We start from the raw sequence: 15,999 nt of genomic DNA on the forward strand, positions 1-15,999 counted from the left end.
AAATCCGAATGTTGGAATCAACTACAAAAAACGAAATTCCAAGTATCAAATTCCAAATCCCAAACTAAGTACCGATGAGCAAGGGCCTCTGGAATTGGCATTGAGGGATGGAACAGTACTTGATACCTTTGCATTACTTGTGCAATAGTGGGACTGCTTTACCTCATTTCGACAAATGCATATAACGCCAGGAAATATCTTATTTATTGGTTCCATACTGGTATTGATTAGCGTGATAGCCAGCAAATCGACGAGCCGTTTTAGCGTGCCTACGCTGATCCTTTTTTTGATCATTGGGGCACTGGCCGGCTCAGAGGGGATTGGCGGTATTCATTTTGACAATCCAGCAGTAGCGCAGTTTATTGGTATAACCGCGTTGGTGTTCATACTATATTCTGGTGGCTTAGATACTAACTGGCAAGCTGTAAAGCCCATTCTTTGGCGAGGTGTGGCTCTATCAACAGTGGGCGTATTGCTGACAGCGCTGGCCGTAGGCCTTTTTGTACACTATGTATTCAACTTTTCACTATTTGAAGGTTTATTATTGGGCTCAATTGTCTCAGCCACAGATGCAGCTGCGGTATTTTCTATACTGCGTAGCAAAGGCATGCGTTTAAAAGGCTCGTTAGCACCTGTACTTGAGTTAGAAAGCGGTAGCAATGATCCCATGGCTTATTTTCTAACGGTATCGCTCACTTCTATTGTAGCCATTGGAAAGTTTAATGGTTGGCAGCTGGTATTTGACTTTCTTCAACAGTTTGTATTAGGCGCCATTGTTGGTTACCTGATGGGCCGAGTGTCGCACTGGGTCATTAACCACATCAAGTTAGACGCAGAAGGTTTGTATCCTGTGTTGCTATTAGGCCTGGCTTTTTTTACCTACTCCGCCACGCATGCCATTGGCGGCAACGGGTTCCTAGCCGTATACTTGTCTGCTATTATTCTGGGCAATCAAAGCTTTATTCACAAGCGAACACTTATTCGATTTTATGAAGGTCAGGCCTGGCTGGTACAGATCATTTTATTTTTAACTCTTGGGCTGTTAGTGTTTCCTTCACGCCTGTTTCCGGTGGCAGGCATGGGTTTATTGATCTCCGCCTTTTTGATTTTTGTAGCGCGCCCTATCAGTGTGTTTGCCAGCCTGGCATTCTTCCCTACCAACAATCGCAGCAAGTGGTTTATTTCCTGGGTAGGATTGCGCGGTGGTGTACCTATTGTATTTGCCACCTATCCTTTGCTGGCGGGGCTGGACAAGGCAGGCGTTATTTTTAACCTGGTCTTTTTTATTTCGGTAACTTCTGTATTGCTGCAAGGCACAACCTTGCCTTTTGTAGCCAACCTTCTGCATGTAGCACAACCTGGGCCGTCAAAAAGGAAAGATGGCTCCAGTGCCCTGGAACATGTGCGCTCCGAGTTAAAAAAGATTGTAATCGCACCAGACTCCAGGGCAGTTGATAAACAGATTGTTTATTTGCACATTCCTCTTTCGGTTCATATACTTTATATAAAACGCGATGGCCAATACATTCAGCCGGTTGGCGCCACCCGTATTTTTGCCAATGATACACTCTATGTACTGGCAGACAACCAAAAAGCATTGGAGCAGACGTATGCAGCACTAGGATTAGAAGGAGAAGAGTTGTCGGATGATAGATGACGGATGTGAAATAGACTCTGAGCAATGAGCTTTGAGCAGCGAGGAGGTTTTTGAATAAGTGCTTATGAAAAAATGTAGCGCTTACAGTATGCGGCGTTTGGTAAAAGCCAGAATGAGCAAGGCTAGCCCCAGCAAGCCCTGAAATGCAGTAAGATAAGAATAGTTTTTATGGCTTAAGCTAACAATGGCCAAGATCAATAGTACCAATGCCGGAATGATATAAAGCAATCTGGGATTTTTCATTGCCGTTTGTTATTACCTAAAAATAACGCTTATCTATCAACATTCCTGCAGATACCACGCCAAACAAGAATGGGTGGCCAAGAATGACCACCCTGGTGCTAACTGACCTTAAACTATCGCTTCTTTACAATGATTTTCTGAACCGTAGTGGCTGCGGTATTTATATCGGTTATGTGTAAGGTATAGATACCGTCATTCAAGCCATCAATTTGCAGTGAACCGGCGGTGATATTGCGGTATTGTTTAACCTCACGTCCTGTCATATCACTTACCGATATGCTGTGGGTTGCATTTTTATCTTCAAACACCAGGTTCACTTTACCGTCTGTACTGGGATTGGGATAAACCAGTAGTTGAGCGGCCTGCGACTCACCACCCACAGAGCGAATTTCGCTTAGTGTATAACGGGTATCAATGTCGACCTGGCGTAAGCGGTATTGGGTAACCCCTTTGTTTAGGTTCACATCGGCGTACTCATAATTAAGTAAAGCACGACTGTTGCCACCATCGGCTTTGGAGAAGACAAAGGCCACCGTTTTCCAGTCTTCGTTTCCAATCTTCCGCTGTACATCAAAACCACTATTACTAGCTTCCATCGCCGTTTCCCAGGTAAGCAATACTTTCTCCTTGTTGCGCTTGGCATTAAAGGATTTGAGTTTAACCGGTAGCGGGGTTGTCTGCGGGCACTCGTCTGTTATTAATCTTGTTACACTATAGGTTTGTCCCGCTGTGGGTCCAATTGTGGGTGTATAATATACAACAACCCAGAACTTAGATTTACCGTCTGAAGACGTCTGGTCAGCACCAGCATAACTCACATTCGTTGCCGTATAAGGAGAGAAGGCAGTTAATGTGGTTATCGGTTGTGCACTTGTAGCCACTTTTGTATCAGTACCCGGATCAAAAAATGGATCATTATCTGTGTTTAACACATTATCATCTTTGAAGATGTCGTATGTAACGGTTATTGGAGTTGAACTGGTAGTTCCAATTGTAAAATTGAGCGATCTGGGTATGGTGCAATTCCTGGAGGCAGCGGTAATTAAAGGATCACCAAGTGAGAATGAAATGGCGCCCAAGGCCACACACTGAACGGAGGTATTTGGTCCAACGCTTCCAGAATTTGATGACCAAAGGTCACCCTTAATGGTCAATAGCTCTACAGGACAACTAGTGGGTGTTACACGCTTTGCAGCAATAATAATATTGGAAATATTAAAATAAAAGGAGTCCGTTGCCGCTTTATAAGTTCGATTAACTAATCCATTACTACGTAATATCCTCACATTTTGATTCGTGTTGCCTTGCACATAAGGATAAGAAGTAAATACATTTAGTAATTGAGGCGTCAGTGATGAGTTATTATTGTCTATTACAATAGTACCTAATGCTTTACTCAAATCCGTTTCATCTGGCACCTTTGAATATGTAGGTTGTTTATAAGTGCTAGCCATCCACAGGCTAATACCCACGAACTTATTACCACCATTAGCTTTCAAACCAACAGTTAAGTCAAAAATTGCATAGCAGCTATCAGCTGTGCTATACGTAGACGCGTTAGAAATAATGGGGTTACCTACTCCGCAAGATTGGGCAAAGGTTACAGAAGCAATGATACATGACACAAAAAAGCATAGTAAATACTTGCGCATACACGATAGTTTATAGGGTCCGAAAAACGTTTAAGGTTCAGGACAGGTCAGCATGTCCGCGTTAAGCAGCATTCATTAGGGATACGAGTAGGCGGTATTACAAATAGGAAATGTGGAATGGATGGTGTGTTTGGCTTACAGGCATAGGTTGCCCCTAGTGGCTATCATAAGAAATGGTACGGTGTAGCAAGAAAATTGGTGTGGTAGTTTTCGAAGAGGATGTTTATGGATGAGCTTGTGAACACGAATGTAAGCAAGGGTTTTCTCTTATGCAAGCCCTTATTTTTTTCAACACTAATTGTAGTGGAAAATCTACGGGAGGAAAACCGGTATCGCTTTGATATTCATAAATAAAAAAAGGGTGGTCATTTCTGACCACCCTGGTGCTAACTGACCTTAAACTATCGCTTCTTTACAATGATTTTCTGAACCGTAGTGGCTGCTGTATTTATATCGGTTATGTGTAGGGTATAGATACCGTCATTCAAGCCATCGATTTGCAGTGAACCCGCGGTGATATTACGGTATTGCTTGATTTCCCGCCCCGTCATATCGCTTACCGATATGTTGTGGGTTGCACTACGGTCTTCAAACACCAGGTTCACCTTACCATCGGTACTGGGATTGGGATAAACCAGTAGTTGAGCAGCCTGCGACTCACCGCGCACCGAACGCACTTCGCTAAGAGTGTACCTAGTATCAATGTCGACCTGTCGTAAGCGGTATTGGGTAACGCCTTTAGTTAGATTCACATCAGCATACTCATAGTTCTGCACAGCGCTACTGTTGCCATTTTCGGCTTTGGAGAAGACAAAGGCAACGGTTTTCCAGTCCTCGTTTCCAATCTTCCGCTGTACATCAAAACCGCTATTGTTGGCTTCCATGGCAGTTTGCCAGGTTAGCAGCACTTTTTCCTTGTTGCGCTTGGCGTTGAAAGAAACGAGTTTAACAGGGAGGGGAGTTGTTTGCACGCACTCGTCCAATGTTAATTTTGTTACACTATACGTTTGTCCAGCTGTGGGTCCAATTATGGGTTTATAATACACAACAACCCAGAACTTAGATTTGCCGTCTGAAGTCGTTTGGTCAGCACCTGTATAACTCACATTCGTTGCCGTATAAGGTGAGGAAGCCCTCAATGTGGTTATCGGTTGCGCGCTTGTAGCCACTTTTGTATCAGTACCAGGATCAAAAAAGAGTTCATTTTCCGCATTTAGCACGTTGTCATCTTTGAAGATGTCGTATGTAACAGTTATTGCAGTAGTACTGGTCGTTGCAATTGTAAAATTGAGCGATCTGGGCAAGGTGCAGTTTCTGGCTGCTGCGGTAATTAAAGGATCGCCAAGGGAGAAAGAAAGAGCACCCAAGGCCACGCATTGAAGCGGTGTATTGGGGCCCTCGCTGCCTGCATTTGACGACCAAAGATCCCCCTTGATTGATAATAGGTCTACCGGGCATGTATTCGGATCAGTGCGTTTTACAGCAACAATTATATTGGAAATATTAAAGAAGAATGAGTCTTTTGTTGCATTAAACGTTCTATTTACCAACGAGCCCGTTTTTAAAATTTTTACATTCTTATTCTTATTGCTTGAAACATATGGATAAGTAGCAAATACAGGTAGCGATTGCGGTGTTATTGCAGCATTGTTATTGTTGATTACAATTGTACCCAGTGCGTTAATTAATTCATCCTCATCGGGCACCTTCGCATAGGCAGGTTTTGCATAGTTTTTAGCCATCCACAAACTAATCCCCATTAACTTGTTTCCAGCATTTGCTTTCAAGCTAAATGTCAAATCAAACGTCGCATAGCAGCTATCTTGGCTACTATAAATAACCGCGTTGGAGATACTTGGCGAACCAACCCCGCAAGGTTGGGCGTAGGTGATTGAAACAATAAGACATGAAAAAAACAGGCATAGTAAAGACTTGCGCATACTCGATAGTTTAAGTGTTAGAAAATGTAAGGCGCAGGACGAGTTAAGATGTCCGCGTTAAGCAGCATTCAGAAGGGATACGAGTAGGCGGAATTACCAATAGGAAATGTGGAATGGATGGTGTATGGCTTAGTGGTATAGGTTGCGCTGGCAGTTAAGAGGAAATGGATACGTAAGTTAGTTTGGTTGTTTTCGGAGGGGTGGGAATAGATGAGTCTGTAAGCACGAATGTAAACAAGGGTTTTTGCTTATACAAGAGCTTGGCAAAAAATATTTTTAATTTATTCTTCTTAAGAAATAAAAAGGGCGATCAAGAATGACCACCCCAGGTGCTAACTGACCTTAAACTATCGCTTCTTTACAATGACCTTTCTACACTTATTTCTCCTGTGCTATTTTTTTGTTAGTTGAATGGTTTAAACACCATTTTAAGATTGTTATTCAGAATAAAACATTCTGTTATTGTTTGCCCATACATTAAGCGACATCGCTCACTGTAATTGAACGGCCAATAGCAGCGTTCAGTAGGAATACGAGTATGTATGTGGTGTAGTGCTAGGATTTGCGAAATGGATGGTGTGTATTGCCCGGGGGCATAGGTTATCTTAAGCCATCATGAGGGACGAAATCAACGATTCTTCTGATTAAAGAGGTGAGTTTGTTTTACGAGAGGGACAGAGGAAATGTGCTTGTATAAACGAAGATAGATAAGGGTTTTAATTTATACAAGCGTTTTAAAAATTACTTTACATGATTGAATGAGTAGTGCCGACTCTAACAGATAGGGGCAACGATGACAGCTACTTATACTATTACACTTATCTATTTATCATATTTAGTATGAGACCTTAGATACTTTAAGGTATTATTATTTTGGGCCCAAGATATTTTGGCTGTTTGTTTGTCAGATAATCAACAAACACTTTGACACGCGCCAGGCGTTCTCTTAAGCGAGTTTTGAAGCCAGCTGCAGTCGTTACATCTTTAGCATTGTAGGCTACAGCGGTAATACCTTCTTTTGAGGCTATATAGAGCGCTCGTTCATTATGAAACTGCTGTGAGATGATAGTGACTTTAGACTGACCAAAGATCTCGCGTAACCGCACTATTGAATCAAAGGTTCTAAAGCCTGCATAATCCAAAACAATATGATTACTATCTATGCCTCCTTGCACTAAATCGTTGCGCATTAGTTCGGGTTCGTTATAATCCTCACGGCTATTATCGCCACTGACAATGATGTATTGTACTTTACCCGCCTTGTATAATTCGAGGGCTGCTTGAATCCGATACTGATAATACAAGTTAGCACGACCACCTTCCAGGAACTTACTGGTACCTAGCAATAAGCCTACTTTATTAAAAGGAACCTCTTTTACCTGGCGAAACAACTTACCCTCCGCTGCTTTATTTACAGCCCAATTGCAATACACAACAGCCACCAGGCTTATAATAATAACAATCACGAAAAGATAAAGTAGCAGTTTTCGGTAATTCATTTGTGTGAATGTAAATGATAAAATCTGTTTGTAATTAGACAGCAGGTGTTTACCACTTTGCTCTTTTAGCAAACACTAACTTGGATAAAGCCATTAGGGTTTTATATAAAAATTTATAAAGCGAGGGACAGTTACCGTAAATGGGGTATGACTTGTCTGTCCTATTGAAATGCAGAGCTGCAATGCATTAACTGGAAATAGATGAGTTTGCGCCTCTGGTCCTTCTATTCTTTTATGCACAGGTGCAAAAGCAACCGCTGATACAGATTTAACCTTGCCCCAGCGGAATTGCCGTAATTTAATAAGTACCTTAAACTTCTCATATGAAACCGGCTGCATTGCTTGTTGCGCTGTTCCTCTATGCAGGAATGGCCGCACACTCACAGTGGCGTTTCTTGCCACAAATGGGTATCGATAATCTTAAATCTTCGTTGTATGTAAATGACCAGAAAGCCTCGTCGACGTTCAGTGGCAGTACGGCCTTTAAAGCGGCCTTGCGCACTGATTACCTTTTTAAAGGAGGCCATGGTCCTTATTTCAGTGTTGGCAGTAGTCCTTCGGCCATTAGCTTGAGCTTTGCCAATCCTGAAAACCTGACCAATAACTATAGCGTTGAAAGCAGCGGGCTTCAGTGGCGCCTGGAAGGTGGATATGGCTTTAGAAGTAAACCGATTTATTTTAAAAAAGGGGCCGCTAACAACAGCACCACTAAAAGCAGTAACAGTAAAACAGAAAGCTATACAACAGTAGTGAAAAAAAGCTGTGGTACCTATACCTACACTTATCGCTGCCATCGATCAACACCACCGCAAAAACAAGCACAGAACGAAGCCTTTAATTTACGATTACAGCCATCAATAGGTATGGCTTATTTACCAAGTATTAAAGATGATATCGTACAAGAAGGCGGATCAACTACCTACCGTGCAGGGAATTGGAATACAGGGTTTGTATCGGCGCTGGGATTTGAGTTGGCTAAAGGAGCCCGAAGCTTCCTAACCCTTCAACTTTCCTATACCAAAGGCATTGGCAACTTGGATACCCGCACTGTAACTACTGCTGTTGATGGCAAAACGGTAGTTACCTCATTGCGCTCCACCGCTTCTTCCTGGTCACTCACTGCGGGAGTACCCATTTCTATAACGAAAAAGACAACTAGTACTACAAAGAGCGAAACGAAAAAGGAAACATCTGAAAAGTGTAAGAATTATTATTATAAGCGCTGTAGCAGAACCGTTATCTAATAGAGCTGACGATTACATCTGAACGTAGTTAGCACCATCCTTCATTTTTCTGCCCGCATACAATTTCAGTATGCGGGTTTTTATTTTGTGTATTCGCTTGCTTTATCTGAAAAACACCTTCTACATAAATAAATTATCAGATGTCGCAGTGATAAGAAATAGCATATCCCTCCTAGTTATATAATAAAGGCCACAGAATCAACACCCTACTTATTAGTTTTTTTTATTTAAAATAGTATAGAAGGATTTCTAAAATAAAACTCAGGATTCTATTTGGTTTTTAGGTGGTACGATTATTATATTTAAGTAGTAAACCTTAGTCAGCATGCTATATGTATTCGGCCGTGCCTTATCTGTACTCTGTTTGTTAGCTATCAACGTTAGTATTAATATTTTCTGGTTCAAAGTATCGGCTTTTCTGGGTATTGCCATACTGTTGATCATCTCTTTTGTTGTTTACAGAACTGTAGCTTTATCTGTAGAGGAAAAGAAACAGCGCGAAGCAGCGTTTAACCACGAAACGCTTAAACATTTAAATTAGCCTTCTACACAGAGACCCCTTTTATTGGCAAAAGGCAACCTAGTTCACTCATTTTGTAACTACTATTGTTGCAAAAGCTTTTGAAGTGTGGCACAACTTTTTGGAAGTATTGCATAAACTAGAATTATGCAAAATTGGTTACGCGCTATAATAGCCGGCTATGGCGCCAAGAAGTTAGGCGGTGGATGCATCGGCACCATCCTGGTATTTGTTATTCTGTATTACTTGTTGGGTTATTGCTAAGATGGTTATAATAACTGTGTGCCATAATGGCCAATGAGTGTAAAAAGAATGCAGCGGGCAGTTACCCCTACGCAGCACCAAACCAATAGTTTTTGCACCGAGGCTCTAAAACCGAGTCCGATGGCAATACTGGCAGGGCCGCCGATGGTCATTGTTCCTAAAACACCCAGGCCTACAATACCATATTTGTTCCAGATGCGGTAGCCTATACCCGTCTTGGGCTTTACAGGCTTCTGGCTTTGTTTTTTGGGAAATAACTGGCGCAATTTATCGCCCAGGAAGGCTGTAATAAATATTCCACTCAAACCGCCCAGAAGAGCTGCTACTAATATTGCAAGAGGGGAGAGGCCAAAAGCAAAGCCAGCTGGTATAGCTGCATACATTTCAAAACTTGCCAGGGCCGCGACGGTTAAAAACTTCAACATAAGTTAGCGTTATTTGAGCGTGTAAAAGCGACACAAAATAACGGTAGCCTATGACTTGAAGTTGTTATACATTTCTAAAAACTGTCTCACTTCAGGATTAGCGTATATTAACTACAAGTTTTCCTTTTGTATGGGAGGTTTCAATTTGCTCATGGGCAGCGGCTATTTGGTCGAATCCATATTGGTGTGAAATATATGGCTTCAATGCGCCGGCCTCCAGCAACTGCGCCAGTTGCTGCATGTCTTCGCCACTGGAATGCACCAGATAATTAGATGCCAGAATACCTCTTTCTGCTATTAGTGGCTGCAAGGGCTCTTTAACACCACCTACAATAGAGATGATCGTTCCACCCGGTTTTACCACGGCTATGGAGCGGCGGGTAACTTCTCCACCAATGGGATCCAGTACAACATCAACATTATTCACTACGTCTTCAAAATTTTGTTGGGTATAGTCGATATGCTGGTGAGCACCAAGTGATTGAATAAAGTCGGCATTGGCACCAGAGGCTGTTCCTATGACATAGGCGCCCAGGTGACGAGCTATTTGAATAGCGAAGTGGCCAACACCGCCAGCAGCGGCATGCACCAACACGCGTTGGTCGCGTTGCAGGTGAGCTTGTTGTACCAATGCCTGCCACGCCGTTAACGCAGCCAACGTTGTAGCAGCAGCCTGTTGGTGCGAAACGCCAGCCGGCTTTTTTGCCAAGTGTGTTTCGGGTGCTGTAACATATTGCGCATAGGCTTTACCGCTACCAGGGAAATTAATCATACCAAACACTTCATCGCCAATAGAAAACTGTGTCACGTTGCTACCAACAGCTACAACGTGCCCAGCTATGTCCCAACCTAATATAGGTGGTCCGTCTGCCTTCAATCGCTCATAAAATGCGCCACCTTTGCGTGTTTTTATATCTACCGGGTTGATACTGATGGCTGCTACTTCAACGAGTACTTCATTGGCGCCAGGCGTGGGCGTTTGCACTTCCTGCAGTTGCAGGTTTTCGATACCACCAGCTTCGGTTAAGACAATTGCTTTCATGTTTGTTATTTACAATGGTAGCAAGGTAAAACTATCATGCCTGTAGGGAGAAGGGCTACTTTGCCACGTTTCTACCGACTACTTATTAATACCTCTACTTAGTCTATCAATGGTAGCTCAACAAGTGGGTCTATTACGGGTTTGCCATCTTTGGAAAAAGCTAGATTGACACCGTTAGCATATACATTTGTAACCAATCCTTCCGTAGAAAAGTGTATGACATATATGAGTTGTCCCGCTAAGTGGATTTTTTCCGGAACAGCTATAAACAGTTGTGTAGAGACCGTACCTGAGGGGTCATTCATTATAGAAGCCTCGTCCAAGGGTAGCTTAACCTTTTTATCAAATACTGAAATATAGTCCAGCTTACCGTTTTTGTAAAAGCGCCATTCGCCAGTAAAAAAAGCTTTTTGCTCTAACCCATTCATAAAAGATGCTTTAGTAGCTTCTTTATCCATAGAAGTATACTTCCTGGTCAGCTCTTCATCTACAACCAGGTTGTTGGCTTCCAGGTTTTGAAAACTGCCTTCACAAAACAGTTCATATTTACCACCTGTGATTGTGAAATAGCGCCAGATACCAAAGGGCTTTCCATCTGCAGTGGCATAGCCATAGCCAATTTTATCGGCGGGAGCGCTATACCAGGTCTTTTTCTCGTAATAAAAGGTTTCGTTACGTTCAATTGGCTTTTTCTCTTGTACCAGTGTATCGAACGTTAGATATACCTTTTTTTCTTCGCCCATTATGGTTTGCACCTTTTTAGAAGCTGGCAAGCCTGCCCAAGGTGTTTTTTGTGCATATATGGCAGTTGTGAAAAACAATGTACTGCAGGCAAGGATCGTAAAGCGTTTCATCATTTCCGGGAAGGATTTCTTTAAGGAACCCGGTTAAAGATAATTGCAATTGACTATTGACTTTAAGGCTTTTAATCGACGGAGGTCTTTTCTGCATCCTCTGTCTCGTTGTCTTTCTTTTTCTTTTTGAAAATGTTCTTGATAGTCTGTCCTAAGCCTTTCTTTTTCCGCTGTGTTTCTTGTACTGCAGTAGCATTATTTTCTGCCTGATCTACAGTAGTATCCACAGTTTCCTTCTTTTCTACTTTGACAGTAGTGACAGCCTCATTTACCGGGACTTCCTGCTTTTTTTCTTCAGCAGTAGATTGCACCAGCGCAGGCGTTGACTTTGGATGCTGTATTTCAGTTACTCTTGCTTCTTTTGGCACCAGTTTAATTTGCTGAACTGCCAGCGAAGGCGCTGCTATACTTTTAGGAAGTATGTCAACTTGAGGCTGCACCCTTATTGTATCTATCACTGTTGCGGGAGCGGGTTTTGGTGTTGGGGGCAAGGTAACCTGAAAGGTGACGGGGGCGGCTGCCTGGGAAATCTCTGTTGGATGGGAGCGTACAATCTTTAAGATAGAACGGTTGTACCAGCCGGTTGCAATCAAGGCTGTGATAACGCCGGCAGCAATTAACTGCGGCAAGGAGACGTTTTTTTTATGAAGGGTGTGTATTTCTACTAAAACAGGGCTCTCCTCTTCCTGATACACGATGTGTTTACGGTAATGCCTATGTGTAGCTGGCGCGGGCAGATGGGGATGATCAGTGGCTGCCTCAGCCCGTTTGCGTATAGCCAAGGCCCGTTCTTCCAATTCGGCTTCAGGGGATCTTCTTTGCTGGTACCAAGGGATAGTAACAGACGTTTGGGGCGGAGCCGCTGATTTGCTGACAGATACTGCCGCATCTGGGCTTACCTTTTTAGTCATTGTGTGAGTAGCCCTAAAAGTTGTAAGTTCTGTTGGACTTAGCCAAGTGGTACTTTTTCCTTCTACCCAAATGAGGTCGGTTGATGCTAATTGTTGTTGCAACAATTCCTCATATGTGTAAGGACCTGTTTGCTGATTTTTGCGCAGAAGCAGATAGACCTTTTCCATAACTCACGTTTTGAAGCCCACAGGCGGAGTTTTGTTGCATTCTTTCAGTAGGGTACTCAGCGTCTGTAAAGCTAGTGTATATAGATTAATGCTAATAATATGCCTGAACAGTAGCGTGTCGATATTTAGGAAGGTTTGGCAAGAAATTGAGGATTTGATATTTGAGGTTTGAAATTTGAGATTGGTTGGCGGATTTGGGATTGCCGATTTTAGATTGGTGATTGCGGATTGAGGGGGAAGGCCGATTGTGTTTTCGTATCTTTAGGATCTGCTTACTTAGATTCGTTTTCCTCCTTCACATTATTATTTTTTTACTAATTATGATTACCTGCCTATTGGAAGTATGGAGGCAGGAGGGCCGGTCAACCGCAGGAGGAAGGGTGTTGATACGGAGTTAAGTAGGCTCCCATACGGAGTAACTAAGTATTGGATACGGAGTAACCATGAGGGGACAGAGGCGTAGCTATGAAGGAGCGTAGGAGTAGCAGGCAAGTAGCCATGAAGGAAGGATAGAGTATCCAAGGATTAGAGGAAAAATATATAATTGGAAACGCTTGGGGGCTTAAGATAATTGGTAGCGACTGAAAAGATGCTCTATAAATTGATACCCAATAACTACATAAACGATTTAAAGCTTATATTTAGAAATAAAACCATTGACTATGAGCATACTAAACCCAAAATCAAAGAAAGGTGACAAGAAAAACGGGGCTTCAAAAAACGGCGGGCAAGCATCGAAATTTATTACCAATAAGTCGTCCGTAAAAAGTAATGCTGGCTTTGCTAAAAAACCAATGACTGGCGGCACACAGCGCGGCAGCTAAAAGGTATTACACCAAATGACATAAAGCAAAAGCCACTCTTTAAAGAGTGGCTTTTGCTTTATGGTAACGAATGGTGATTTACTATTTAAAAATCGTTGCAAAGAAAGCTTTCATATCGTTCCAGGAAGCCGTATCAGCAGCACCATTGTATTCAATGGGCATATTGAACTTTTTGCCAGTTTCGGTAGCCGCTGGATTAGTAAAGGCATGGGTGGCATTGGGATAGGCCTTAAATGTATAGTTAGCACCAATTGAGTCCATTGACTTTTTAAATGCAGCTACTTCTGCTTCAGATACAAACTTGTCGGCGGCACCATGTGCTACCAGGATGTTTGCTTTCAGCAAATCTTTTTTAGGTTGTACCCCCGACAGGTTGCCGTGAAAGCTAACCACTCCTTTTAATGGAGCACCCAGCTTGGCTGCATTCAGTACCACAAAGCCACCATAACAGTAGCCGATGGCAGCCATATTAGCGGTGTCAACTTGTGGATAGGTTTTTAATTTATTCATGGCCGCCTCCAGGCGGGTAAGGGTCATTTGGGGATTTTTATAAAAAGGCATAGCCATTGCCTCAGCTTCCTTTGGATTGGCTGCTGTTTTTCCATCACCATACATGTCTACCGCCATGGCGATGTAGCCTAACTCGGCCAACTGCTTAGCACGGCTGCGGGTGTAATCGTTTTGTCCCCACCATTCGTGTACGACCAATACTGCAGGCCGCTTGCCCTCCTTGGCTGCATCGTAAACAATATAACCATTAGCTGTAACCGTGTCTTCTGTGTATGTTACGTTTTCCTCTTTGAGTTGTGCTGCAGAGGATGGTTGTGTAGTCATGGTTGTATCGTTGGTGGTTGTTGTAGACTTGGAATCGTTGCTATTACAAGAGGTGGCTAAAACTGCCAGGGTAAGCATAGCAAAAAAGAGAGGTTTGGGTTTCATTATTGTGTTGGTTTAGAGTGTAAAAGTATAAAACCATGGGTAAAAGCAATTTCTGATTTGAGGATCGCTGATGTATGATTTGAAATTTGAGGTTTGATATTTGAAATTGGAGATCTTTAAGGCGGGTGTTGCTTCTTTGTCTAATTTTCCCTGTGTTCTTTTTGATATGTGACAACAGTGAATAACTTACACGCGATTTAGAAAATCAAACATAGCATGCTTTCTATTACTCAAGAACTTATTGAACACTTACACGCCAGCGATAGCAAGGAGCAACCGCCAGCATTGGCCGGTAGTTATATCAACGTTATTTTAAAGTGTGGTGACGTAAAAGATGCTGAAGCGCTATTACCTGTTTTTCTAGAAAAGCCAAGTCATTTTTACCGGACACAATTGCTTCCTATTTTAGGAATGTTTGGCACTAACGCTATTGCACAAGGACTCCTTGAAAACTGCTTTGCTACAAACCAGCTAAAGGCAGACATGCCAGAAGAACTATTGCATGTACTGGGACAGTTACGGTATGAACCCGCAATAGATATGCTCTCTAGTTATGCGCTTAGTGATACCAGTGGGTATTATCCTAGCAAGTATGCCGTATTGGGATTGTTGCATTTTCCCTGCGAAGGCTATGAACAACAGATAGAAGCAGCGATCCGTAACACCTTTGGTAAAAACCTATTCAACGAGTTTGTGCCCAGCCTGGTATGCAAACTGAAAAACCGCGATGCGTTATTGCCCATTTTATATGAGCAAGGTGTTACAGTATGTTCTACCGACTGCAATGCGGGGCTTTTGCTAGGCTTTGCACTAAGTGGTGTCGAAGGCGCCAACTATATTAGAAAGGCTTTGTTTGACCCGGCATGGGAAGCTGACGCTACTGGTACCGGAACAGCTTATTGGGCCAGTAAGAGCATGCAATACACTGGCGTTAGCTTTGAAGAGTTGTATGCAGCTATAAAGCAAGAAGACAATCCAGATAAGCTTGATTATCAGCTTCGGGTTTTTGAAAGCTTACTCTCCCGTCGATTAGAAAGTGTAGAAGAGCCGTTACGCTTAGAGCATAGTAAGTCAAAAGAAAGTTTTACTACTCTATATGAACTGTTGTTTCGTTGGGCAACACCTAATCGGCAAAATAATATTTTGGACCTAGCAGAGAAGGTGGATCGCGAGCAAGACTTTTACCTACTTGAAAAAGTCTTATTACAGAAGGTAGAAGAGGAATGTCTTTTGAAAGTAATCCGGTTGTAAAGCCTACGTTTAGATAAGACTATCTATATTCTTATCTTACTTGTCTTATTCTATATAGGTTATCTACCGGTGTTGACTATTTGAATAAAAGGCTTTTTGCCAATGCGTACTTTGGCAGTAGCAGGTACCAGGTCTTTTGAAAGAAAACAAACAATCCAGAAAATAAAAGCTACGCTACCATATGCAAACGTATCGCCCCAAATACTTAATGGTGTATTGATCTTTGCATCGGAAGGATTGGAAGCAATGTAACGGACTGGTACCTGATCGCCATACTTGTAATCCTGGTCCATACCCTGAAACCAAATGGTATCCTTTGCTACCGAAAAACTCACTAAGGCATAAGTGCTGGGTCCTAGGTTCATACCTGTATGTTCTCCAATTCCCTGCACCTTGCCAACGGCTTTTTCAGACCGCAGCAGCCACACCAGATTGGTGATCATAAATGGTGACAGCACTAGCAGCAACAGTGAAAAGAAGAACTGGTTTTTACTGAGTAGCATACCCGAAGGTAGGGGAAGTGCCTGCAATAGCAAGATGCTTTTTCGTGAGACGTGAGCCGACAA

The 15,999-nt window shown here is 42.6% G+C and carries 15 protein-coding genes; 5 read left to right on the forward strand and 10 right to left on the reverse strand.

Going from position 1 to position 15,999, the window contains the following annotated elements; translation table 11 throughout:
• The first annotated feature begins 175 nt into the window (after positions 1 to 175).
• Entirely contained in the window at positions 176 to 1,657 is a 1,482-nt protein-coding gene (locus SY85_RS15850; protein WP_066405869.1) for a potassium/proton antiporter, read from the forward strand.
• An 81-nt stretch (positions 1,658 to 1,738) separates the two neighbouring features.
• On the opposite strand, the gene SY85_RS25675 is transcribed toward SY85_RS15850, so the two are convergent.
• The 4 genes from SY85_RS25675 to SY85_RS15865 form a co-directional block, all read right to left on the reverse strand.
• Positions 1,739 to 1,900 carry a hypothetical protein gene (locus tag SY85_RS25675; protein WP_158512984.1) on the reverse strand — a complete coding sequence of 54 codons (162 nt, stop codon included), beginning with the start codon at positions 1,898 to 1,900 and terminating at the stop codon, positions 1,739 to 1,741.
• 113 nt (positions 1,901 to 2,013) lie between these two features.
• Positions 2,014 to 3,552: a T9SS type A sorting domain-containing protein gene (locus SY85_RS15855; RefSeq protein ID WP_066405870.1), complete on the reverse strand. Its 1,539-nt coding sequence runs from the start codon at positions 3,550 to 3,552 to the stop codon at positions 2,014 to 2,016.
• Between the two features lie 401 nt (positions 3,553 to 3,953).
• Positions 3,954 to 5,492: a T9SS type A sorting domain-containing protein gene (locus SY85_RS15860; RefSeq protein WP_066405871.1), complete on the reverse strand. Its 1,539-nt coding sequence runs from the start codon at positions 5,490 to 5,492 to the stop codon at positions 3,954 to 3,956.
• 857 nt (positions 5,493 to 6,349) lie between these two features.
• On the reverse strand, positions 6,350 to 6,991 hold the full coding sequence (locus SY85_RS15865) for a SanA/YdcF family protein (RefSeq protein ID WP_066409863.1): 642 nt from the start codon (positions 6,989 to 6,991) through the stop codon (positions 6,350 to 6,352).
• 323 nt (positions 6,992 to 7,314) lie between these two features.
• Between SY85_RS15865 and SY85_RS15870 the strand changes: the two genes are divergently transcribed.
• Together SY85_RS15870 and SY85_RS15875 are read left to right on the forward strand one after the other, a co-directional pair.
• The gene (locus SY85_RS15870; protein ID WP_066405872.1) at positions 7,315 to 8,235 is read left to right on the forward strand and encodes a hypothetical protein; all 921 of its coding nucleotides are present in this window, start codon (positions 7,315 to 7,317) and stop codon (positions 8,233 to 8,235) included.
• 325 nt (positions 8,236 to 8,560) lie between these two features.
• The gene (locus tag SY85_RS15875; protein WP_066405873.1) at positions 8,561 to 8,776 is read left to right on the forward strand and encodes a hypothetical protein; all 216 of its coding nucleotides are present in this window, start codon (positions 8,561 to 8,563) and stop codon (positions 8,774 to 8,776) included.
• Positions 8,777 to 9,024: 248 nt separating this feature from the next.
• On the opposite strand, the gene SY85_RS15880 is transcribed toward SY85_RS15875, so the two are convergent.
• The 4 genes from SY85_RS15880 to SY85_RS15895 form a co-directional block, all read right to left on the reverse strand.
• The gene (locus SY85_RS15880; protein ID WP_066405874.1) at positions 9,025 to 9,444 is read right to left on the reverse strand and encodes a hypothetical protein; all 420 of its coding nucleotides are present in this window, start codon (positions 9,442 to 9,444) and stop codon (positions 9,025 to 9,027) included.
• Positions 9,445 to 9,541: 97 nt separating this feature from the next.
• The gene (locus SY85_RS15885; RefSeq protein WP_066405875.1) at positions 9,542 to 10,486 is read right to left on the reverse strand and encodes an NADP-dependent oxidoreductase; all 945 of its coding nucleotides are present in this window, start codon (positions 10,484 to 10,486) and stop codon (positions 9,542 to 9,544) included.
• A gap of 98 nt (positions 10,487 to 10,584) precedes the next feature.
• Complete coding sequence (locus SY85_RS15890) at positions 10,585 to 11,343, reverse strand: hypothetical protein (protein ID WP_066405876.1); 759 nt, start codon at positions 11,341 to 11,343, stop codon at positions 10,585 to 10,587.
• Between the two features lie 68 nt (positions 11,344 to 11,411).
• Complete coding sequence (locus SY85_RS15895) at positions 11,412 to 12,419, reverse strand: DUF4339 domain-containing protein (protein WP_066405877.1); 1,008 nt, start codon at positions 12,417 to 12,419, stop codon at positions 11,412 to 11,414.
• A 662-nt stretch (positions 12,420 to 13,081) separates the two neighbouring features.
• Here SY85_RS15895 and SY85_RS25680 point away from each other — a divergent pair.
• Complete coding sequence (locus tag SY85_RS25680) at positions 13,082 to 13,243, forward strand: hypothetical protein (protein WP_158512985.1); 162 nt, start codon at positions 13,082 to 13,084, stop codon at positions 13,241 to 13,243.
• A gap of 81 nt (positions 13,244 to 13,324) precedes the next feature.
• Here the strand turns inward: SY85_RS25680 and SY85_RS15900 are convergent, their stop codons facing one another.
• Positions 13,325 to 14,182, reverse strand: a complete 858-nt coding sequence (locus tag SY85_RS15900; RefSeq protein ID WP_066405878.1) for a dienelactone hydrolase family protein — start codon at positions 14,180 to 14,182, stop codon at positions 13,325 to 13,327.
• Positions 14,183 to 14,398: 216 nt separating this feature from the next.
• Between SY85_RS15900 and SY85_RS15905 the strand changes: the two genes are divergently transcribed.
• Positions 14,399 to 15,433 carry a hypothetical protein gene (locus SY85_RS15905; protein WP_066405879.1) on the forward strand — a complete coding sequence of 345 codons (1,035 nt, stop codon included), beginning with the start codon at positions 14,399 to 14,401 and terminating at the stop codon, positions 15,431 to 15,433.
• A gap of 59 nt (positions 15,434 to 15,492) precedes the next feature.
• Here the strand turns inward: SY85_RS15905 and SY85_RS15910 are convergent, their stop codons facing one another.
• A complete protein-coding gene (locus SY85_RS15910) occupies positions 15,493 to 15,936 on the reverse strand; it encodes a DUF3592 domain-containing protein (RefSeq protein ID WP_148661218.1) in 444 nt (147 codons plus the stop codon).
• Between the last annotated feature and the right edge of the window lie 63 nt (positions 15,937 to 15,999).

Origin of the sequence: Flavisolibacter tropicus (assembly GCF_001644645.1) — a bacterium.
In the GTDB taxonomy this organism is placed as follows: Bacteria; Bacteroidota; Bacteroidia; order Chitinophagales; family Chitinophagaceae; genus Flavisolibacter; species Flavisolibacter tropicus.